The following is a 19983-nucleotide window of genomic DNA, read 5'->3' on the forward strand; positions in this document are numbered from 1 at the left end:
CGCGGAACTGTTCGCTGTGAGCGCAGGGTGGGCTGAACCGCGGCCGCGAGGGGTACGGGCCCGGGTACCGGGCCAATGGTTACGGGCCCGAACGCCGATCGACGTTCGGGCCCGTGACGCGTGGACCGGACGGGGTGCCGGATCAGCTCTTGTCGGCGTCGCCCTCGTCGGAGACCTCGGAGGTCTCGGCGGCGGCGGCCTTCTGGGCGTCGGCCAGGTCGGCGGGCGAGGAGACGTTGACGGTCTCGCCGTCCTCGTCCTCGTCGTCGTCCAGGTCGACCGGCTCACCGTTGGAGTCGGTGACCTTGGCGGCCTCCACGACCGCGGCCAGCGCCTTGCCGCGGGCGACCTCGCCGACGAGCATCGGCACCTGGCCACCCTCGACGACGGCCTGCGCGAACTGGTCGGGGGTCATGCCGGAGGTGGCCGCGCGGCGCATGAGGTGCTCGGTGAGCTCCTCCTGGTTGACCGACAGCTTCTCCTTGTTGACCAGCTCGTCCAGGATGAACTGGGTCTTGATGCCCTTGACCGCCTGGGCCTCCAGCTCCGCGTCGTACTCCTCGCGGGTCTTGCCCTCGCGCTCCAGGTAGGTCTCCCAGGTCAGACCGAGGCCCGGGAACTGGTGATGCTCCAGGTTGTGCGTACGGGTCTCGATCTCGTCCTTGAGCAGCTTCTCCGGGATCGGGACCTCGACCAGCTCGATGAGGGCGTCGAGCACCTTCTCCTGGGCCTGGGTGGCCTGGTCGTACGACTTCATCCGCTCCAGGCGCTTGCGGCTGTCCGCGCGCAGCTCCTCAAGGGTGTCGAACTCGGAGGCGAGCTGGGCGAAGTCGTCGTCCAGGTCGGGCAGTTCACGGCTCTGGACGTCGGAGACGTCGACCTTGACGGACGCCTCGCGGCCGGCCGCGGAGCCGCCCTTGAGCTCGGAGGCGAAGGTGGCGGAGCCGCCCTTCTCCAGGCCGATGACGGCCTCGTCGATGCCGTCGAGGAGCTGGCCCGAGCCGATGGTGTAGCTGACGCCCGAGGCGACGCCGTCCTCCAGCACCTCGCCGTCGACCGATGCCTCCAGGTCGACCACGACGACGTCGCCGTCGGCGGCCGGGCGGTCGGCGGGCGTGGTGGAGGCGAAGCGGTCGCGCAGCTGCTCCAGCGACTCGTCCACGTCCTCCTCCGACACCGTGACGGCGTCGACGGTGACCTCGATGCCGGAGTAGTCCGGGATCTCGATCGTCGGGCGGACGTCCACCTCGGCGGTGAACTTGAGCTCGTCGCCGTCGTTGAACTCGGTGATGTCCACGTCGGGCTGGCCGAGAACGTTCAGCTCCCCGTCGTTGACCGCCTCCGTGTAGAACTTCGGCAGCGCGTCGTTGATGGCCTCTTCGAGGACCGCGCCACGGCCGAACCGCTGGTCGATGACGCGCGCAGGGATCTTGCCCTTGCGGAAGCCCGGCACCGTGACCTGCTGGTTGATCTTCTTGTACGCCGCGTCGAGGCTGGGCTTGAGCTCCTCGAAGGGCACCTCGACAGTGAGTCGAACCCGGGTCGGGTTCAGAGTCTCGACGGCGCTCTTCACGGTTGGGTCTCCTTGGGGCTTTACGTTGATGGGGGCGACCGAGGGTCAAACGGTGTCCATGGGGTACACGGCCACGCCGACTGCTCGGTTGCCAGCGGCCCATCCTACCGGTACCACAAACGTCCCGGGCGGGGTCGTACGCCGCCCCGCGCGGCACACGGCCCCTGAGCCCCGACCATCGAGGAACTGCTGGTCGGGGTGGCCGGATTCGAACCGACGGCCTTCCGCTCCCAAAGCGGACGCGCTACCAAGCTGCGCCACACCCCGCTGGTGCGACACGTAGAGTACATGCCCTCGTACCCGCGGGCAGCCGGCATTCCACCCGCGGCTCCGCCGGTTCGACCGACTGCTGTGCGATGTGCCAGAATCACAGGCGCTGCGGGCGTAGCTCAATGGTAGAGCCCTAGTCTTCCAAACTAGCTACGCGGGTTCGATTCCCGTCGCCCGCTCTTGATGGCCGCGGCCCAGGTGGCGGAGGGATTCCGGCACCTGGGCCGCGGCTTTTCCCCTCTCCGGGCAGGTCGTGGGCGGTCAGTCGACCGGGACGCCCTGCGGGGACTTGATGCGCTTCATGATCATCTGTGAGTTGACGTCCGAGACACCCGGCAGGGCGATCAGCTTCTCGGTCCAGAACCGCTCGTACGCGTCGGAGTCCGCCACCGCGATCCGCAGCAGGCACCCGGGGGCGCCGTAGAGCCGGTACGCCTCGACCACGTCGGGGGTGGACTGGAGCTCCGCCTCGAAGGCGGCGACCGAGTCGCGGTCACGGTGGACCTCCACGGACGCGAAGACCTCGAAGCCCCGGCCGACCGCCGCCGGGTCGACCACCGCGCGGTAGGTCTGGATCACCCCGTCGTCCTCCAGTTGGCGCACCCGGCGCAGACACGGGGACGGGGTGAGCCCCACCCGGTGGGCCAGTTCCTGGTTGGTCAGCCGGCCGTCCGCCTGGAGCTCTCGCAGGATTCTTCTGTCGATGGCGTCCATAGCGGCATTTTGTAGCACGACTGGCCGAATACTGGCGAGTATTAGCAATCATATGGCAGGTCTACGCGCATATCATTGTGTCTCACGAGAACCACGTGACCAAAGGGAGGCGGGAGCAGCGTGCGACATGTTGTGGTCATCAGTACCGGAGGCACCATCGCCAGCCGGTGGCAGGGCGACGGCTACGCGGCCGAAGCCGACGGCCAGGAAGTCCTCGCCGCGGGCGCGGTGCCCGAGGACGTGGACGTCCGCGTCGTCGACCTGTTCACGGTCAACAGCTCCCGGCTGACCACCGACCACCAGCTCCGCCTGCTGCACGCCGTCCACGAGGTGCTGGCCGACCCCTCGGTGGACGGCGTCGTGGTGACCCACGGTACGGACACCCTGGAGGAGTCCGCCTTCTTCCTCGACCTCTTCCACGCCGACCGCCGTCCGGTGGTCTTCACAGGCGCCCAGAGGCCGCTGGACGCCGAGGACGGCGACGCGGCGGGCAATCTCTACGACGCGCTGCTGACCGCCGCCACCGGCCGGGACATCGGCGCCGTGATCGTCTTCGCGGGCCAGGTCTTCGCGGCCCGCGGCACCGTCAAGAAGCACACCGTGGACGCCCGCGCCTTCGGCGACCCGGACGGACTCCCGCTGGGCCGGGTCGAGTTCGGCCGGGTGAGCTGGGGACGGCGGCGGCCGCGGCCCGCGGCGCTGCCGATGCCCGCGCCCGGCGCGACCGTCCCCCGGGTGGACGTCCTGATGCACCACAGCGACGGCGACGCGGTGCTCTTCGACGCCTCGCTGGCGGCGGGCGCGCGGGGGGTCGTGGTGGTCGGCACGGGCGCCGGGAACGCGAATCCGGACGTGGCCGACGCCGTGCGCCGGGCCACTGAGGACGGCGTCCTGGTGGCCGTCAGCACACGGGTGGCGGCGGGGGCGGTGGCGCCGATCTACACCGGCGGCGGGGCGGTGGACCTGGTGGCGGCGGGGGCGCTGCTGACCGGCACCCTGCGGTCCGGCCAGGCCCGGATCGCGGTGCTCGCGGCGCTGCTGGCCGCGGGAAGCGGTACGGACGGGGCGGGTCTGGAACGGGCGGACGCGGCCGAGACGCTGCGGCGGATCCTGGCGGCCCCGGCGCAGTCGCTGCCCGCGTCAGAGCTTTATCTGGTTGATGGTGTCCGCAAGTGACGTCAGGAAGCGGTTGACCGACGGCGCCATGTTCGTCGAGGCGACGAAGAAGCCGAAGAGGGCCGCCACGATCGCCGGCCCCACCTTGATGGACTTCGACCTGATCATGATGACCAGGACGATCGCCAGGAGAAGCACAGCGGACGCGGAGATAACCACAGCGGATCACTTCCTCTTTCGGTGAGACCTTGCCCGTCGGGGGACCACGCCGCCGCCCCCGCCTCGCCCGTGCCCATGGTGCCATCCGGCACCGTCACAGGTGATGCGAACGGCTCATACTCCCATTCCCGTGGGCTGGTCCCGGCACACCACAAGCAACGCCCGGTCGTCGTTGACGTCTTTGGCGACCGCCTCGATCAACCGCCAGGCGGAGCCGCGGAATCCGGTGGCCACGAAGCGGTCCGCCTCGCCCATCAGCCGGTCCATGCCCTCGGCGAGATCACGGCCGGGCGCCTCCACCAGGCCGTCGGTGAAGAGCATCAGCACGTCACCGCTGCGCAACGTCCCCTTGACGCCGTGGAATTCGGCCCCGTCGTACACCCCGAGCAGCGGCCCCTCCGCGGCCTTCTCCTCCCAGCGCCCGCTGCCCGCGTGGAGTTGGATGCCCGGCAGATGGCCGGCCGAGAGCAGTTCGTAGTCGCCGCTCTCCAGGTCGAGCACGAGATGCACCGAAGTGGCGAATCCCTCCTCCCAGTTCTGCCGCAGCAGATAGCCGTTGGCGGCCGTGAGGAAGGCGTGCGGCGGCAGCGAGCCCAGCAGGCCGCCGAAGGCGCCGGACAGCAGCAGCGAACGCGAGGCCGCGTCCATGCCCTTGCCCGAGACGTCGGTGAGCACGGCCTCAAGTATCCGGCCGCCGGAGCCGCGGGTGGCGACCACGAAGTCACCGGAGAAGGACTGGCCGCCGGCCGGCCGCAGCGCCATCTCGGCGTGCCAGCCGCCGGGCAGCCGCGGCAGTCTGCTCTGCACCCGGATGCGTTCGCGCAGGTCGAACAGCATGGTGTGGCCGCGCCGCCAGGGCACCCCGACCCGGGCCCTGAACTGCGCGATGATCAGCCCGGTCAGCGCCACCGCGGTGACCACGAGCACCGTGCCGGGCGTGACCCGCGCCGGGCCCTCCCGGTACGGGCCGAGCACCGCGGACTCCACCACCAGCGCGACGGCGGAGGCCGCGTAGAGCAGCAGGAGGCTGGCCGGGCGCAGCAGCAGCCCGCCGGTCAGGATGGGCAGCACCAGGGCGCTGGGCGGGCACCACACGGGCGTGCAGACGGTGGTGTACGCCAACGCCGGGATGGTCACGGCCAGTACGGCCAGTCCGGCCCAGTCGGAGGCGTCGCCGCGGAAGTAGTCGACGGCGGACTTGCGCACGGCGAGGCGGACCCGGTGCAGCCATCTTCGCCACCGCAGTCCTAGACCTTCGCTTGCCACGCCTTTTGCCATGTTCCGGCGACCCTACCCACGGATGGCCCTGCCGTGCAGGCCGGATGCCCTGTGAGCTTCTTCCCGACGAGCGGAAATACGTTCGCCCGTACGGGGCCGGCCTGGTAGGCAGTGAGGATGACGATCGATGTACGGATACTGACGGCAGAGCACTGGGATCACTTCTACGGGCGGTTGGAGCGGGCTTTCGGCGGCCCCGCCGACCAGCCCGAGGAGCGCGCCCAGTGGCGCCAAGTCACCGAACTGGAACGGTCGTTGGCGGTCTGGGACGGCGACGAGGTGATCGGTACGGCGGGTGCGTTCACCTTCCGTATGACGGTACCGGGCGGCGCGGCGCCGGCGGTCGCCGGGGTCACTATGGTGAGTGTTCAGGCTACGCACCGTCGCCGCGGTGTGCTCAGCTCGATGATGCGCAAGCAGCTCGACGACGTCCGCGAGCGCGGTGAGTCCGTGGCGGTGCTGACCGCTTCGGAGCCCGCGATCTACGGGCGGTTCGGCTACGGGATCGCCACGCGCCAACTGCGCGGTGTGGTCGACACCACACGGGTCTCGATCGCGGCCCCGGCCGGCGCGGACGCCGTACGTGTCCGGGTGGTCTCCCCCGAGGAGGGCATGGCGGCGTGCGAGGGGATCTACTCACGGCTGGTCGCCGGCCGCCCCGGCATGCTGGCCCGGCAGCCGGGCTGGGAGACACAGCCGCTGCTCGACCCGCCGGGCCAGCGCGACGGCGCGGGCCCGCTGCTGTGCGCGCTGGCGGAGGTGGACGGCGAGACACGGGGGTACGCGCGGTACGCGGTGCAGTCGGAGTGGAGCCCCCTCGGCCCGGACGGCGACGTCAAGCTGCGCGACGTGGAAGCACTCGATCCGGCGACGTACGCGGCGCTGTGGCGTTATCTGACGTCCATCGACCTCACCGCCAAGGTCTCGTTCCACAACCGCCCGGCGGACGACCCGCTGCTGCACCTGGTCTCGGACCTCCGCCGCTGCGGCTTCGCCTTCCGCGACGGACTGCACGTACGTCTGGTGGACGTGGGCGCGGCGCTGGCGGCGCGGACCTACACCACGCCGGTGGACGTGGTGTTGGAGGTCGAGGACGCGTTCTGCCCCTGGAACGCGGGGCGTTGGCGGCTGAGCGGCGACGCGAAGGGGGCGAGCTGCGAGCGGACGTCCGATCCGGCGGATCTGGCGCTGTCCGCGAAGGAGTTGGGGGCGGCGTACCTCGGCGGCTTCTCGCTGCGCGCGATGGCGGGCGCGGGCACCGTCCGCGAACTGCGCCCCGGCGCACTGGCGGAGACGTCCGCGGCCTTCCGCACCGACATCGAGCCCTGGCTCCCCCACGGCTTCTGACGGGCCCTCGGGGCGGGCTCAGGGCGCGTAGGGCGAGGGGGGTTGGCAGGTGGGGCACCAGAAGAGGTTGCGGGCCGCCAGGGGCTGGGTGCGGACGGGGGTCGTACAGATCAGGCACGGCTGCCCGGTGCGCCGGTAGACGTAGACCTCGCCGCCGTGGTCGTCCCGGCGCGGCGGGCGGCCCATCGCCTCGGGCTCGTGCTCCGGGCGGACCGTGTCGATCCGGTTGTTGCGCACGCCCTCGCGCATCAGCGCCACCAGGTCCGTCCACATCGCGTCCCACACCGGGCGGGTCAGCGCGCGGCCCGGCAGGAAGGGGTCGACGCCGTGCCGGAAGAGCACCTCGGCGCGGTAGACGTTGCCGACGCCCGCGATCACCTTCTGGTCCATCAGCAGCGTGGCGACCGGGACCCGGGAGCGGGAGATCCGGGCGTAGGCGCGTCCGGGGTCGTCGCCGGGCCGCAGCGGGTCCGGGCCGAGCCGGTCGTGTATGGCCGCCTTCTCCGGCTCGGTGAGCAGCCGGCAGGTCGTGGGACCGCGCAGATCCATCACATGCTCGTCGAGCCGCCCGCCGATGAGCCGCAGCCGTACGGTGTCGGTGGGCGGCTGCGCGGCGGGGGTGCCGAACGCGACCTTGCCGAACAGACCGAGGTGGATGTGGACCCAGCCCGACGCGGTGAAACCGAGGAAGAGGTGCTTGCCGTGCGCGTCCACCCCGTCCAGCACGGAGCCGTCGAGCAGCGCCGCGCTGTCCGAGAACTTCCCCTGCGGGCTGCTCACCCGTACCGGCCGCCCGGCGAAACGGTCCAGACAGTCCTCGGCCAGCCGGTGGATCGTGTGACCCTCGGGCATCGGCCGGGTCAGTCCTGCTGGGGGTGGTGCGCCGGGATCGGGGGCAGCTCACCGGTGGCCTCGTAGCCGGCGAGCATGTCGATACGGCGCTGGTGGCGCTCCGCGTGCGAGTACGGGGTGGCGAGGAAGATCTCGACGAACTTCGTCGCCTCGTCCACGGTGTGCATCCGGCCGCCGATGCTCAGGACGTTCGCGTCGTTGTGCTCGCGGGCCAGGGAGGCGGTCTCCTCGCTCCAGGCGAGCGCGGCGCGTACGCCCTTGACCTTGTTCGCGGCGATCTGCTCGCCGTTGCCCGAGCCGCCGATGACGATGCCGAGGGCGCCGGGGTCGGCGGCGGTGCGTTCGGCTGCGCGGAGGCAGAAGGGGGGGTAGTCGTCCACGGCGTCGTAGATGTGGGCGCCGCAGTCGACGGGTTCGTGGCCGTTGGCGGCGAGCCATTCCACGAGGTGGGCCTTGAGGTCGAAGCCGGCATGGTCGGAGCCGAGGTACACGCGCATGCGGTCAGTCTTTCATGGGCGGGGTGGCCCTCGGGGCGGGGGCCCGCTGTCCTCAGGCGCCGGACGGGCTGAGGGGTACGACGCCCGGCGCGGCGCGCGCTTCTGCCCTCAAACGCCGGGCGGGCTGGTTCTGGCCTCAAGCGCCGGCCGGGCTGGGACTGCCCTCAAACGCCGGCCGGGCTGGGACTGCCCTCAAACGCCGGCCGGGCTGGGACTGCCCTCAAACGCCGGGCGGGCTGAAAAGCGTATGCCCGCCCGGGCGTCGTTGGTTATTTGTGGCCCGCGAGGCGCCAGGCTGCCGGGAGGGCGCCCATGGCCAGGGCGGCCTTGAGGGCGTCGCCCAGGAGGTACGGCTTGAGGCCGAGGGAGAGTGCCTGGCTCGCGGACAGATGGGCGGAGTGGGCCAGGTACGGGACGCCGATCGCGTAGATGATCAGCGAGCCGATCACCATGACACCGGCCGTCCGCAGCACCGTGCGGTCGCCGCCGCGCCGGGCCAGCGCGCCGACCACGCCGGAGGCGACGAGCATGCCGAGGATGTAGCCGAAGCTCGGCATCGACCAGCCGGAGGAGCCCTCCGCGAACCACGGCATCCCGGCCACACCCGCGGCCGCGTACAGCCCCAGGGCGGCCACACCGCGGCGGGTGCCCAGCGCCGTGCCGACCAGCAGCGCGGCGAAGGTCTGTCCGGTGACGGGCACGGGCGAGCCGGGCACCGGCACGGAGAGCTGGGCGGCCAGCCCGGTGAGTGCGGCGCCGCCGAGCACCAGGGCCGCGTCGCGCAGCCGGGCCCGGGTGACGGAGGAGGCGGGCAGCAGGTCGGCGAGTACGGAACCGGCGGCGGGTGTGACGGCGGGTGAAGCGGTGCTCATCGGGACTCCGCGAGGGTGAGGGTGGTCGGGGACACCGTGACGCTAACCCAGCGACCCGCGGCGCTTCGCCGTAGGACTCCAACAAAGCCGTGCCGCGCTCCTTGGAGACTTCCGTGTCCGTTCCGCACCCGGTCCGTGCCCTGCACACCGATCCGAACGCCCGCCGAACGGGCCGCGTTTCGGCAGGTCGAGTGAGCGACATCACGTTTGGCGAGCCGACGCGGGGCGGACGCGTACCCGTCCGCCCCGCTGTTCTCACGCTCCCCATCCGGCTGTGGGGTTCCACCAACCCGGACGCGGCCGGGGCCGCCGGCCGCGCGGAGCCCTCACACCGGCTGGATGAGGTCCCACCGATTCCCGTACAGGTCCCGGAAGACCACGACCGCGCCGTACGGCTCGTAGCGCGGCTCCTCCTCGAAGACGACCCCGGCGGCGACCATCCGGGTGTAGTCGCGGTCGAAGTCGTCGGTGTTGAGGAAGAGACCGACCCGGCCGCCGGTCTGGTCGCCGACCCTGGCCGCCTGTTCGGGAGTCGCGGCGCGGGCCAGCAGCAGACCGGTCTCGCGGGAGCCCGGCGGGGCGACGGTCACCCAGCGGGTGCCGTCGCCGCGCGGGCTGTCCTCGCACAGCTCGAAGCCGAGGGCGTGGGTGTAGTAGGCGATGGCCTCGTCGTAGTCGCGGACGACGAGAGCCGTCAGGCCGAGGTGCGGCATGCGGAAGCGGTCGCTCTCAGTCGAAGCTGGGGCCGGCGGTGCGCGAGCGCTTGATCTCGTAGAAGCCGGGGACCGAGGCGACCAGCAGGGTGCCGTCCCAGAGCCGGGCGGCCTGGTCGCCGCGCGGGGTCGGGGTGACGACGGGACCGAAGAAGGCGATCTCCTCGCCGTCGGGGCCGGGGACGGCGATGACGGGCGTGCCGACGTCCTGGCCCACCTTGTCGATGCCCTCCTTGTGGGAGGCGCGCAGCTGCGTGTCGTACGCGTCGGAGTCGGCGTAGTCGGCCAGGTCGGCGGGCAGGCCGACCTCCTCAAGGGCGGCCACGATGGTCTCGCGCGTCTTCGGCAGGCTCTCGTTGTGGAAACGGGTGCCGAGCGCGGTGTAGAGCTTGCCGACGTACTCGTCGCCGTGCAGCTCCTGCGCGGCGACCACGACGCGGACCGGCCCGAAGGCGTCGCGCAGGAAGGTCGCGTACTCCTCGGGCAGCGTGTCCAGCTTGTCCTCGTTGAGCACCGCGAGGCTCATCACGTGCCAGTGGACGTCGACCGGGCGCACCTTCTCGACCTCCAGCATCCAGCGGGAGGTCATCCACGCCCAGGGGCAGAGCGGGTCGAACCAGAAGTCGGCTGGGGTCTTCTCGGGAGCGGTGGAGGTCACTGCGTACTCCTCGTGCGAACTCGTGCGAAAAAAGTCGTACCGGCCCGTTCGGGGCATGGGCTAGGAGTGCCCGTGACGTGGAACGCACCGCCCCGCCCCGCGCATTCCCCGCAGCCCCGTCCGTACCCCCGTGGGAGGATGCGAGGGCGCTGCGATCCAGCGCGTCCACCCCAGGGGAAGACAAAGGAGTCGCCCGTGCCCGGCGAGAATCTGAGCCGCGAGGAGGCCCGTGAGCGGGCCGCGATCCTGTCCGTCGAGCGGTACGACGTGGCGCTGGACGTACGGTCCGCCCTCGGTCCCGCGCCCGACGGCGGGACCCGCACGTTCCGCTCCACGACGGTGATCGACTTCCGCTGCTCACGCCCCGGCGCCTCGTCCTTCGCGGACCTGGTGGCGCCGGAGGTCACCTCGGTACGGCTCAACGGCCGCGACCTCGACCCGGCGGCCGTCTTCGACGGCGCCCGGATCGCGCTGGACGGCCTCGCCGAGCGCAACACGCTCGAGGTCGACGCGCGGTGCGCCTACAGCCGGACCGGCGAGGGCCTGCACCGCTTCGAGGACCCCGAGGACGGTGAGGTCTACCTCTACACGCAGTACGAGCCGGCCGACGCCCGCCGGGTCTTCGCGAACTTCGAACAGCCGGACCTCAAGGCCCCGTTCACCTTCCGGGTGACCGCGCCCGAGGGCTGGACGGTGATCGGCAACGCCGAGCGCGACGGCGAGCCCGCGGCGGCCGACGGCGGCGGCGCCACGGTCCGCTTCCTGCCGACGCGGCCGATCTCCACGTACATCACGGCGGTCGTCGCGGGCCCGTACCACGTCGAGCACGACCACTACACGCGGGAGCAGGCCGAGGGGGCGGCGCTGGAGGTGCCGCTGTCCGCGCTGTGCCGCAGATCGCTGGCCAAGCACTTCGACGCCGACGCGATCTTCGCGGTGACCAAGCAGGGCCTGGACTTCTTCCACGACCACTTCGACTACCCGTACCCGTTCGGGAAGTACGACCAGGCGTTCGTGCCGGAGTACAACCTCGGCGCGATGGAGAACCCGGGGTGTGTGACCTTCCGGGAGGAGTACGTCTTCCGCGGCAAGGTCACCCGGACGTCGTACGAGCACCGGGCGAACGTCATCCTGCACGAGATGGCGCACATGTGGTTCGGCGACCTGGTGACGATGCGGTGGTGGGACGACCTGTGGCTCAAGGAGTCCTTCGCGGACTTCATGGGCGCCTTCGCGCAGGTGGAGGCGACCGAGTTCACCGAGGGGTGGATCACCTTCGCCAACCGCCGCAAGGCGTGGGCCTACCGGGCCGACCAGCTGCCCTCCACGCACCCGGTGGTCGCCGACATCCGCGACCTGGAGGACGCCAAGCTCAACTTCGACGGCATCACGTACTCCAAGGGCGCCGCCGTCCTCAAGCAGCTCGTCGCCTACGTCGGGCGGGACGACTTCCTCGAAGCGGCCAGGCGCTACTTCAAGCGCAACGCCTACGGCAACACCACGCTCGGCGACCTGCTGTCGGTGCTGGCCGAGACCTCGGGCCGGGACATGGCCGCCTGGTCGCGGGCCTGGCTGGAGACCGCGGGCGTCAACTCGCTGACTCCGCAGGCGGTGTACGACGCCGAGGACCGGATCACCGAACTGACGGTGGCCCAGACCGCGGACCCGTCCCACCCCGAACTGCGCCCGCACCGGGTCGCGGTGGGCCTGTACCGGCGCGGCGCGGACGGCGCCCTGGAGCGGTACGCGCGGGCCGAGACGGACGTGTCCGGGGCCGGCACGGTGGTCACGGAGCTGACCGGGCAGCCCCGTCCTGATCTGATCCTGGTCAACGACGACGATCTGACGTACTGCAAGATCCGCTTCGACGAGGCGTCGCTCGACACCCTGCACGAGCGGCTGGGCGACCTGGCCGACCCGATGGCACGGGCGCTGGCCTGGTCGGCGGTGTGGAACATGACCAGGGACGGGCTGATGCCGGCCCGCGACTACCTGGCGCTGGTGCTGCGGTTCGCCGGGCAGGAGTCCGACATCGGGGTGCTCCAGTCGCTGCACACGCAGGCCCGCTCGGCGCTGACCCACTACGTGGCGCCACAGGCGCGCGCGGAGGCCGGGCGCGGGCTGGCCGAGGGCGCGCTGGGCGAACTGCGGCTGGCAGAGCCGGGCAGCGGTCACCAGCTGGCGTGGGCCCGCTTCCTCGCCGCGGTGGCGTCCTCCGCGGCCGATCTCCAGCTGCTCCAGGGCCTGGTGGAGGGTACGGCGAAGATCGACGGGCTGGAGGTGGACCAGGAGCTGCGCTGGACGTTCCTGGAGACGCTGACCGCCGAGGGCGTCGCGGACGCCTCGGTGATCGCGGCCGAACGGGCCAGGGACGACACGGCGTCCGGGCACCGGCACGAGGTGCGCTGCCTGGCGGCGCGGCCGTCGGCCGAGGTGAAGGCGGCGGCGTGGGCGGCCGTGGTGGAGTCCGACGCGCTGTCCAACGCGCTGGTGGAGGCGACCATCGCGGGCTTCGCCCAGCCAGGTCAGCAGGAGCTGACCGCGCCCTACGCGCGGCCGTACTTCGCGGTGATCGAGGGGCTGTGGGAGTCGCGTTCGATCGAGATCGGGATGGCGGTCGTCCGCGGGCTCTTCCCGTCGCTCCAGGACCGGCCCGAGACGCTGGAGGCCGCCGACGCGTGGCTGGCGGACCGCGCCGACGCGGCCCCCGCGCTGCGGCGGCTGGTCCTTGAGAGCCGTGACGACCTGTCCCGGGCGCTGCGCGCCCAGGCGTGCGACGCGGGGCGCTGACCGGCTCGCGCCCATGGGTGCCGCCCCTTGCCGGGGGCGGCACCCGCTGTCGTGGAAGAGCCCAGGTGGCAGGGTGTGTCGTCACTCAAGTGGGTGAACGAAGCGGACTCGGCATCCGAACGCGTGAACTTTAGCCCCGTGTTGTCCGTTTATGTCGACGAATCCGTAACAACGGTTAGTGACCGCCTCCATGGCGGGAAGCTCCTGGCCATGAACGCGAACAGCCTCACCCCCTGCACCCCGGACCGTCCCGCCCGCACCCACGACAGCGTCGTGACGGTCCGCCAGTTGCGCGAGTACGGGCTGGCGCCGGCCCTCATCGCCGAGCGCTGCCGGCCCGGCGGTCCCTGGCGGCAACTGCTCCCGCAGGTCATGCTGCTGCATCCGGGCCCGCCCAGCAGTGAGGAACGGGTGCGGGCCGCGCTGCTCTACGCCGGCCGCGACCCGGGCGCGCACGGCCCGGTCGGCGGCGGCCGGGAGGCGATGGTGACGGGCCTCGCCGCGCTCGCCCTCCACCGCTTCTCCTGTGTGCCGCCGCTGACCGGACTCCCCCGGATCGATGTGCTGGTGGCCCGGCAGCGCCGGCTGCGCGACGCCGGGGACGTCAGCATCCACCGGGTGCGCGAACTGCCCCGCCCGCAGGACGTCTGCGGGCTGCCCTGCGCCCCGGTCGCCCGCGCCCTGGCCGACGCGGTCGCGGAGTTGGACGACCTGGACACCGTACGGGTGCTCTTCGCCGAGGCGTTGCGCGGCGGGCACTGCGACGCCTCGGCCGTACTGCGCGAGCTGGAGGCCGCCGGGCTGCTGGAACGGCCGTACGTGCGGCGGGCGTTGGACGTGCTGCGGGCCGAGGACCGGGCGATGGCCGAGCAGCGGCTCTACACGATGGTCCGCGGCCACGGTCTGCCCGACCCGGTGTGGAACGTCGAACTGGACCTGCCGGGCGGGCCGCCGCTGGGCGGGGTGGACGCCTACTGGCCCGAGCACGCGGTGGCGGTGGCCGTCGCCGCCGATCCGCACGCCGACGACGACCGGACCGACGACGACCTGGTGTGGGTGGCCAGGGCCCGGCAGCGCGAGCGCCTGGAGACGCTGGGCATCACCGTGCTCTACCTGACCCCGGCGAAGCTGTGGAGCGCCGTGGAGCAGCAGGCGGCCGTGGTACGGGCGGCGCTGTCCGGCTCGGCCGGCCGGACGCCCGCCGCCTATGTGGTGGTCACCCCCCGCTGAGCGGATTCCTGCCACAGCCGCCCCACGAGAAGGTCAAAAACTTCCCAAAGACCTGCCCATTCCTTCATTGTGAACGGTCATACGGTTCCGCGCTTCGAACAGACCCCGACCGTCCGAACAAGGATGCCCATGCCACTCGTTCACATATCCGGGAAGAGACACGCGGCCCGCCTCGCGCTGGCCGCGGGTCTGGTCGCCGCGCTGACGGCCGCCGGGCCCGCGCTCGCGGTCGCCGACCAGGCGCCCTCCTCCCCCCTCACCGCCCCGACCGGTACCCCCGGCGCCGGCGGCGGTGCCCCGGCCGACGGCCCGGGCCAGGGCGCGCCCGCCAAGGACGCGTCCGACAAGCTCGGTTCGGCCGACGCCGCACTGCTGGCCCAGGCCAAGGCCGACCACGACCAGAGCGTCACCTTCATGGTCGCCACGACCCCGGGCGACACCGCGCAGGTCGTCTCCAAACTGCGCGAGCGGGGCGCCGGCATCGGCATGACGTACGACCAGCTCGGCTACGTACGCGCCACCGTGCCCACCGGCAAGGCGGATTCGGCGCTCACCGCGGCCCAGAAGCTCCCCCAGGTGCTGGCGATCGACCTCAAGCAGGAGATCACCCTGGACGACCCGGTCCCGGCGTCCGACGCCCCCGCGACCTTCGGCGGTCAGCGGCCGGGGCACACCACGACCTACCCCGGGCCGGACCGGAACACCCCGGCGAAGAACCCGTACCAGCCGTCCTTCGAGACCGGCGCGGTGGACTTCGTCAAGAACCACCCGGCCTACGACGGCCGCGGGATCACCGTCGGCGTCCTCGACACCGGCGTGGACGTCGGGCACCCGGCGCTCCAGAAGACCACCACGGGCGAGCGCAAGATCGTCGACTGGGTGACCGAGACCGACCCGATCATCGACGGCGACGCCACCTGGCGGCCGATGGTCACCGCGGTCTCCGGCCCCCACTTCACCGTGTCCGGCCGCACCTGGACCGCGCCCGAGGGCTCGTACAAGTTCAGCACCTTCGCCGAATCCGCCACCATCGGCGGCGACATGAACGGCGACCTCAACCGCGACGGCGACACCACCGACGTGTGGGGCGTGCTGTACGACCCGGCCAAGGGGACCGTACGGGTCGACCTGAACAACAACGGCGACTTCACCGACGACACCGCGATGAAGCCGTACAAGGACGGCTTCCAGATCGGCCACTTCGGCACCGACGACCCGAAGACCGCGATCTCGGAGTCGATCCCGTTCACCATCGAGATCCGCAAGAACGTGCCCATGGACCCGTACGGCGGGACCTGGGTCGGTCAGACCGCGGACTTCGTCAACATCGGCCTCGTGCAGTCCGAGCACGGCACCCACGTGGCGGGCATCACCGCCGCCAACGGGCTGTTCGGCGGCAAGATGAACGGCGCCGCGCCCGGCGCGAAGATCGTCTCCGCCCGCGCCTGCGCCTTCAGTACCGGCTGCACCAGCGTGGCGCTGACCGAGGGCATGATCGACCTGGTCGTCAACCGGCACGTCGATGTCGTCAACCTCTCGATCGGCGGCCTCGGTTCGCTCAACGACGGCGCCAGCGCCCGCGACCGGCTCTACACCCAGCTCGTCGACACCTACGGCGTCCAGCTGGTGAACTCCGCGGGCAACGACGGCGCCGGCGTCAACACCATCAGCGACCCCGGACTGGCCGACCACGTACTGAGCGTCGCCGCGTCCATCTCCAAGGAGACCTGGGCCGCGGACTACGGCTCGCAGACGTCCGCCGCCTACTCGGTGATGCCCTTCTCGGCGCGCGGCCCGCGTGAGGACGGCGGCCTCGCCCCGGTCCTCACCGCGCCCGGCGCGTCCGTCAACGCCGTACCGACCTGGGAGCCCGGCGCGCCGGTGAAGGAGGCGGGCTACGACCTGCCGCCCGGGTACGCGCTGCTCCAGGGCACCTCGATGGCCTCCCCGCAGGTCGCGGGCGCCTCGGCGCTGCTGCTCTCGGCGGCCAAGGCGAACCGTCTCACCGTCCGCCCGGCGCAGTTGCGGACCGCGCTGACCAGCACCGCGCGCCCGATCGCCGGTTTCCACACCGTCGACCAGGGCGCCGGCCTCATCGCGGTCGGCCCGGCCTGGGACCTGCTCAAGCGCGGTGTCTCCGCCGACACGTACACCGTGAAGGCCCCGGTGGACACCACCTTGTCGAGCTACCTCCAGACCCCCGGGTACGGCACCGGTGTGTACGACCGCGAGGGCGGGCTGAAGACCGGTCAGCAGCGCACGTACAGCGTGACCGTCACCCGTACCGGGGGCGCCGCCGCCGCGCAGCTCCAGACGCTGACCTGGGCGCACAACGACGGCACCTTCAAGGTCGAGGGCGGACCGCTGGTCAAGCTGCCGCTGGGCAAGGGCGTGACCGTGCGGATCACCGCCAAGCCGCGGACCGCCGGGGTGCACAGCGCGCTGCTGAACCTGGACGACCCGCTGACCCGCGGCACCGACACGCAGATCCCGGTGACCGTGATCGTCTCCGCGCCGGTCGCCGGGCCCTCGTACACGCTGAGCCGCTCCGGTACGGCCGTACGGAATCTGACGACGGCGTACTTCGTGACCGTGCCGGCCGGCGTCACCTCGCTGGAGGTCGCGATGAGCGGTCTGAAGGCGGGCAGCCAGACCCGGTTCATCGCGCTGCACCCGTACGGCGTGCCGATGGACTCGACGCAGACCAGTGACTGCTACCCGAACTACACCAACCCGGCGAACGTCTGCCGGCCCGATGTGCGCTACTACACCGATCCGCTGCCGGGCGTGTGGGAGATCGACGTCGAGGCGCGCCGCACCTCGGCGCAGCTCGACAACCCGTACAAGCTGACGGTCTCGCTGCTGGGCGTGGCCTTCGACCCGGCCGTGCGGACCCTGGACGAGGCGAAGATCGGCACGCCGACGCCCGTCGACTGGCAGGTCACCAATCGGTTCGCCGGGCTCCAGGGCACGTTGAAGGGCGGGCCGCTGGGCTCGGCCGTCGACGCCACTCCGACGATCGCGGAGGACGACACGCAGGTCACGCAGGTGACGCTGCCGACGGGTGTCTCACGTCTGGACGTCTCGATCGGTTCGCCCTCCGACACCGCGGCCGACCTCGATCTGTACGTGTACCGGGACGACGTGCTCGTGGCGCAGTCCGCGGGCGGCGGCTCCGACGAGTCGGTCAGCCTGTCGAACCCGGCCCCGGGTGAGTACACCTTCCTGGTCAACGCCTACTCGGTGCCGGCCGGCACCACCACCTACTCCTACGAGGACGTGTACTACTCCTCGGCCCTCGGCCAGGTCACGGTGGACGAGACGGCGAAGGTGAAGCTGGCCCAGGGCGCCCGCGCGCAGGTCTCGGCGTCCGTGCTGGCCTCCGGCCCGGCGCCCGCCGGCCGGCAGCTCTTCGGCCAGGTGCGGCTCCTGGACGCGCAGGGCTCGGTGGCGGGCACCGGCAGTGTGCTGATCACCAGGGCCGTTCCCTAAGCGGGACGGTTCCATGAGCGGGACCGTGTGCTGAACCGCGGGGCGGGCGCTCTTCCCGAGCGTCCGCCCCGCGTTTGTTCCGCCGGCGCTCCCACCGCGGGCCGGGCGCGGACGGGCGGCGACGGCATGCGCGCCGCCCTCCCCCGGAGCGGGCGCCCCGCGCAAGGGTGGCCGAGGTAGGGGCGGGACCGCACGGGGTAGTCCTCATTCGCACCCCTGCGACCCCGGAGGCCCCGATGGACCGCGTACGGCTCGCCGCGCTGTACGGCGTAGACCTCACCCACCGCCCCACCCCCACCGCGGAGCACCCCGTCCCCGACGACACCGTCGTGGCCGTGCTCGCCGCCCTGGGCGTGGACGCCTCCACCCCCCGCGCGGTCCGGGACGCCCTGGCCGCGTACGACGCCCGCGCGGCCGAGCGCCTGCTCCCGCCGTGCACGGTGGTGCGGCCGGGCCGCCGTACCCTGGCCGACGCGCTCCCCGCCCTGCCCGCCGGCACCCGGCTCACCGTCGAGACCTCGGTCGGCGTCCCGCTGCCGGACGTCCCGGACGTCCCCGGCCGCTACGCGCTGCGCGCCGAGACCCCGGACGGCCGTACCGCGCGCGGCGACCTCGTCGTCGCCCCGACGTCCCTGCCCGGCCCGCCCGCCCGGACCTTCGGCTTCATGGCGCAGCTCTACTCGACGCTCTCCAGCCGCTCCTGGGGCATGGGCGACCTCGCCGACCTGGCCGACCTCGCCGCCTGGTCCGGCCGCACCCTGGGCGCGGGCTTCGTGCAGATCAACCCGCTGCACGCGGCCGTGCCCGGCAGCCCCACCGACCCGTCGCCGTACCGCCCGTCCTCGCGCCGCTTCCCTGACCCGGTGTATCTGCGGGTCGAGGAGATCCCGGAGTTCGCGTATCTGCCGCCCGGGGCCCGTGAGCGGGTCGCGCGGCTGCTGAGCCGGGCCGCCGCGCTGCGGGACAATGTGCTGCTCAAGGAGGCGCTGATCGACCGCGACGCGGTGTGGGCGCTCAAGGCCGAGGCGCTGGCGCTGCTGCGCGAGGTGCCGCTGAGCCCCGGCCGCCGGGCCGCGTACGCCGACTTCCTGGCCGCGCAGGGCCAGGCGCTGGACGACCACGCCACCTGGTCGGCGCTGGCCGAGATCCACGGCACCGACTGGCGTTCCTGGCCCGCGGGGCTGCGCGACCCGCGCTCCCCGCAGGTGGCCCGCGCCCGCCGGGAGTACCTCGACCGGGTGGACTTCCACTGCTGGCTGACCTGGCTGACCGACAGCCAGCTCGGCACGGCCCAGCAGTCCGCGCGTGACGCGGGCATGCCGGTCGGCATCGTGCACGACCTCGCCGTGGGCGTGCACCCCTCCGGCTCGGACGCCTGGTCGATGCAGCATGTGCTGGCGGGCGGGATGTCGATCGGCGCGCCGCCGGACGCGTTCAACTCGCGCGGCCAGGACTGGGGGCTGCCGCCGTGGCGCCCGGACGCGCTGGCCGCCGCCGGGTACGCCCCCTACCGCGATCTGATCTCCCGGATGCTGCGGCACGCGGGGGGCCTGCGGATCGACCACGTCATGGGCCTGTTCCGGCTGTGGTGGGTGCCCGAGGGCCGCCCGCCGACCGAGGGCGCGTACGTCCGCTACGACGCGGAGGCGATGCTCGGCCTGCTGGCCCTGGAGGCGTACGAGGCCGGGGCGGTCGTCATCGGCGAGGACCTGGGCACGGTGGAGCCGGGGGTCCGCGAGGAGCTGACCGACCGGGGCATCCTCGGCACGTCCGTGCTGTGGTTCGAGCGGCGGTACGACTGCGCCGACCCCCGTCCGCTGCCGCCCGCCGCCTGGCGGGAGTCCTGTCTGGCCACGGCGACCACCCACGACCTGCCGAGCACCGCCGCGCGGCTGACCGGCGAGCATGTCGAGCTGCGCCACCGGCTGGGCCTGCTGACCCGCCCGCTGCGCGAGGAGGAGACCGCGGCCGCCGCCGAGGTCGCCGAGTGGATCGCGCTGCTCTGCCGGCTCGGGCTGCTGCCGGAGGGCTCGGCGGACGAGGAGGCGGTGGTCAAGGCCGTGCACCGGTTCCTGGCCCGTACCCCGGCCCGGATGGTGGGTGTGTGGCTGCCGGACGCGGTCGGCGACCGCCGCCCGCAGAATCTGCCGGGCACCTCGGACGAGTACCCGAACTGGCGGCTGCCGGTGGCCGGGCGCGACGGGACACCGCTCACGCTGGAGCAGCTGGCCGCCTCGCCCCGGCTGCACGCGCTGGCGGACGAGGTGCGGCGGGCGCTGTCCCCCGGTGGCGGCGCCTCCCGGCAGCGCGCCCGGCACCCGTAAAGCACCCCCGGCCGCGCGGCCCGCGAGGGCGGTCACTA

The 19983-nt window shown here is 72.4% G+C and carries 15 protein-coding genes and 2 tRNA genes; 7 read left to right on the forward strand and 10 right to left on the reverse strand.

Annotated features, from left to right (window positions below; translation table 11 throughout):
• Positions 1–142: 142 nt before the first annotated feature.
• On the reverse strand, positions 143–1573 hold the full coding sequence (gene tig, locus OHA30_RS10535) for a trigger factor (RefSeq protein ID WP_328913556.1): 1431 nt from the start codon (positions 1571–1573) through the stop codon (positions 143–145).
• A gap of 190 nt (positions 1574–1763) precedes the next feature.
• Positions 1764–1840 (reverse strand) — tRNA-Pro (locus OHA30_RS10540).
• 111 nt (positions 1841–1951) lie between these two features.
• Between OHA30_RS10540 and OHA30_RS10545 the strand changes: the two genes are divergently transcribed.
• Positions 1952–2022, forward strand: a tRNA-Gly gene (locus OHA30_RS10545).
• A gap of 82 nt (positions 2023–2104) precedes the next feature.
• On the opposite strand, the gene OHA30_RS10550 is transcribed toward OHA30_RS10545, so the two are convergent.
• Positions 2105–2557: an Lrp/AsnC family transcriptional regulator gene (locus OHA30_RS10550; protein ID WP_328913557.1), complete on the reverse strand. Its 453-nt coding sequence runs from the start codon at positions 2555–2557 to the stop codon at positions 2105–2107.
• A gap of 120 nt (positions 2558–2677) precedes the next feature.
• On the opposite strand from OHA30_RS10550, the gene OHA30_RS10555 reads away from it, so the two are divergent.
• Entirely contained in the window at positions 2678–3733 is a 1056-nt protein-coding gene (locus OHA30_RS10555) for an asparaginase (protein ID WP_328913558.1), read from the forward strand.
• Here the strand turns inward: OHA30_RS10555 and OHA30_RS10560 are convergent.
• Complete coding sequence (locus OHA30_RS10560) at positions 3698–3892, reverse strand: hypothetical protein (RefSeq protein WP_328913559.1); 195 nt, start codon at positions 3890–3892, stop codon at positions 3698–3700. The genes OHA30_RS10555 and OHA30_RS10560 overlap by 36 nt on opposite strands.
• Positions 3893–4006: 114 nt before the next feature.
• Positions 4007–5170: a PP2C family protein-serine/threonine phosphatase gene (locus tag OHA30_RS10565; protein ID WP_328913560.1), complete on the reverse strand. Its 1164-nt coding sequence runs from the start codon at positions 5168–5170 to the stop codon at positions 4007–4009.
• A gap of 117 nt (positions 5171–5287) precedes the next feature.
• Here OHA30_RS10565 and OHA30_RS10570 point away from each other — a divergent pair, with 117 nt between their 5' ends.
• Positions 5288–6517: a GNAT family N-acetyltransferase gene (locus tag OHA30_RS10570; RefSeq protein WP_328913561.1), complete on the forward strand. Its 1230-nt coding sequence runs from the start codon at positions 5288–5290 to the stop codon at positions 6515–6517.
• Positions 6518–6535: 18 nt separating this feature from the next.
• Here OHA30_RS10570 and OHA30_RS10575 read toward each other — a convergent pair whose 3' ends face one another.
• From OHA30_RS10575 to OHA30_RS10595, 5 genes are all read right to left on the reverse strand, one after another.
• The gene (locus tag OHA30_RS10575) at positions 6536–7369 is read right to left on the reverse strand and encodes an Fpg/Nei family DNA glycosylase (RefSeq protein ID WP_328913562.1); all 834 of its coding nucleotides are present in this window, start codon (positions 7367–7369) and stop codon (positions 6536–6538) included.
• An 8-nt stretch (positions 7370–7377) separates the two neighbouring features.
• The gene (locus OHA30_RS10580; protein WP_328913563.1) at positions 7378–7866 is read right to left on the reverse strand and encodes a ribose-5-phosphate isomerase; all 489 of its coding nucleotides are present in this window, start codon (positions 7864–7866) and stop codon (positions 7378–7380) included.
• Between the two features lie 269 nt (positions 7867–8135).
• Positions 8136–8738 (reverse strand): biotin transporter BioY, encoded by a 603-nt coding sequence (locus OHA30_RS10585; protein WP_328913564.1) that lies wholly within the window; start codon positions 8736–8738, stop codon positions 8136–8138.
• A gap of 326 nt (positions 8739–9064) precedes the next feature.
• Positions 9065–9451, reverse strand: a complete 387-nt coding sequence (locus OHA30_RS10590; RefSeq protein WP_328913565.1) for a VOC family protein — start codon at positions 9449–9451, stop codon at positions 9065–9067.
• A gap of 16 nt (positions 9452–9467) precedes the next feature.
• Positions 9468–10109 (reverse strand): mycothiol-dependent nitroreductase Rv2466c family protein, encoded by a 642-nt coding sequence (locus OHA30_RS10595; RefSeq protein ID WP_328913566.1) that lies wholly within the window; start codon positions 10107–10109, stop codon positions 9468–9470.
• Positions 10110–10304: 195 nt separating this feature from the next.
• On the opposite strand from OHA30_RS10595, the gene pepN reads away from it, so the two are divergent.
• The 4 genes from pepN to malQ all read left to right on the forward strand — a co-directional run bounded on the left by pepN (position 10305) and on the right by malQ (position 19945).
• A complete protein-coding gene (pepN, locus tag OHA30_RS10600) occupies positions 10305–12899 on the forward strand; it encodes an aminopeptidase N (RefSeq protein ID WP_328913567.1) in 2595 nt (864 codons plus the stop codon).
• A gap of 210 nt (positions 12900–13109) precedes the next feature.
• On the forward strand, positions 13110–14129 hold the full coding sequence (locus OHA30_RS10605; protein ID WP_328913568.1) for a hypothetical protein: 1020 nt from the start codon (positions 13110–13112) through the stop codon (positions 14127–14129).
• A gap of 129 nt (positions 14130–14258) precedes the next feature.
• Complete coding sequence (locus OHA30_RS10610; protein ID WP_328913569.1) at positions 14259–17621, forward strand: S8 family serine peptidase; 3363 nt, start codon at positions 14259–14261, stop codon at positions 17619–17621.
• 236 nt (positions 17622–17857) lie between these two features.
• Positions 17858–19945: a 4-alpha-glucanotransferase gene (malQ, locus tag OHA30_RS10615; protein WP_328913570.1), complete on the forward strand. Its 2088-nt coding sequence runs from the start codon at positions 17858–17860 to the stop codon at positions 19943–19945.
• Positions 19946–19983 lie beyond the last annotated feature (38 nt).

The sequence above is a fragment of the Streptomyces sp. NBC_00223 genome (assembly GCF_036199905.1).
Classification (GTDB): domain Bacteria; phylum Actinomycetota; class Actinomycetes; order Streptomycetales; family Streptomycetaceae; genus Actinacidiphila.

Excerpts from the sequence above, each read along its gene's own strand:
- OHA30_RS10585 (WP_328913564.1), bottom strand. The coding sequence starts at position 8,738 with ATGAGCACCGCTTCACCCGCCGTCACACCCGCCGCCGGTTCCGTACTC.
- OHA30_RS10610 (WP_328913569.1), top strand. The coding sequence starts at position 14,259 with ATGCCACTCGTTCACATATCCGGGAAGAGACACGCGGCCCGCCTCGCG.
- malQ (WP_328913570.1), top strand. The coding sequence starts at position 17,858 with ATGGACCGCGTACGGCTCGCCGCGCTGTACGGCGTAGACCTCACCCAC.
- OHA30_RS10575 (WP_328913562.1), bottom strand. The coding sequence starts at position 7,369 with ATGCCCGAGGGTCACACGATCCACCGGCTGGCCGAGGACTGTCTGGAC.
- OHA30_RS10550 (WP_328913557.1), bottom strand. The coding sequence starts at position 2,557 with ATGGACGCCATCGACAGAAGAATCCTGCGAGAGCTCCAGGCGGACGGC.
- OHA30_RS10570 (WP_328913561.1), top strand. The coding sequence starts at position 5,288 with ATGACGATCGATGTACGGATACTGACGGCAGAGCACTGGGATCACTTC.
- OHA30_RS10605 (WP_328913568.1), top strand. The coding sequence starts at position 13,110 with ATGAACGCGAACAGCCTCACCCCCTGCACCCCGGACCGTCCCGCCCGC.
- OHA30_RS10580 (WP_328913563.1), bottom strand. The coding sequence starts at position 7,866 with ATGCGCGTGTACCTCGGCTCCGACCATGCCGGCTTCGACCTCAAGGCC.
- OHA30_RS10590 (WP_328913565.1), bottom strand. The coding sequence starts at position 9,451 with ATGCCGCACCTCGGCCTGACGGCTCTCGTCGTCCGCGACTACGACGAG.
- OHA30_RS10565 (WP_328913560.1), bottom strand. The coding sequence starts at position 5,170 with ATGGCAAAAGGCGTGGCAAGCGAAGGTCTAGGACTGCGGTGGCGAAGA.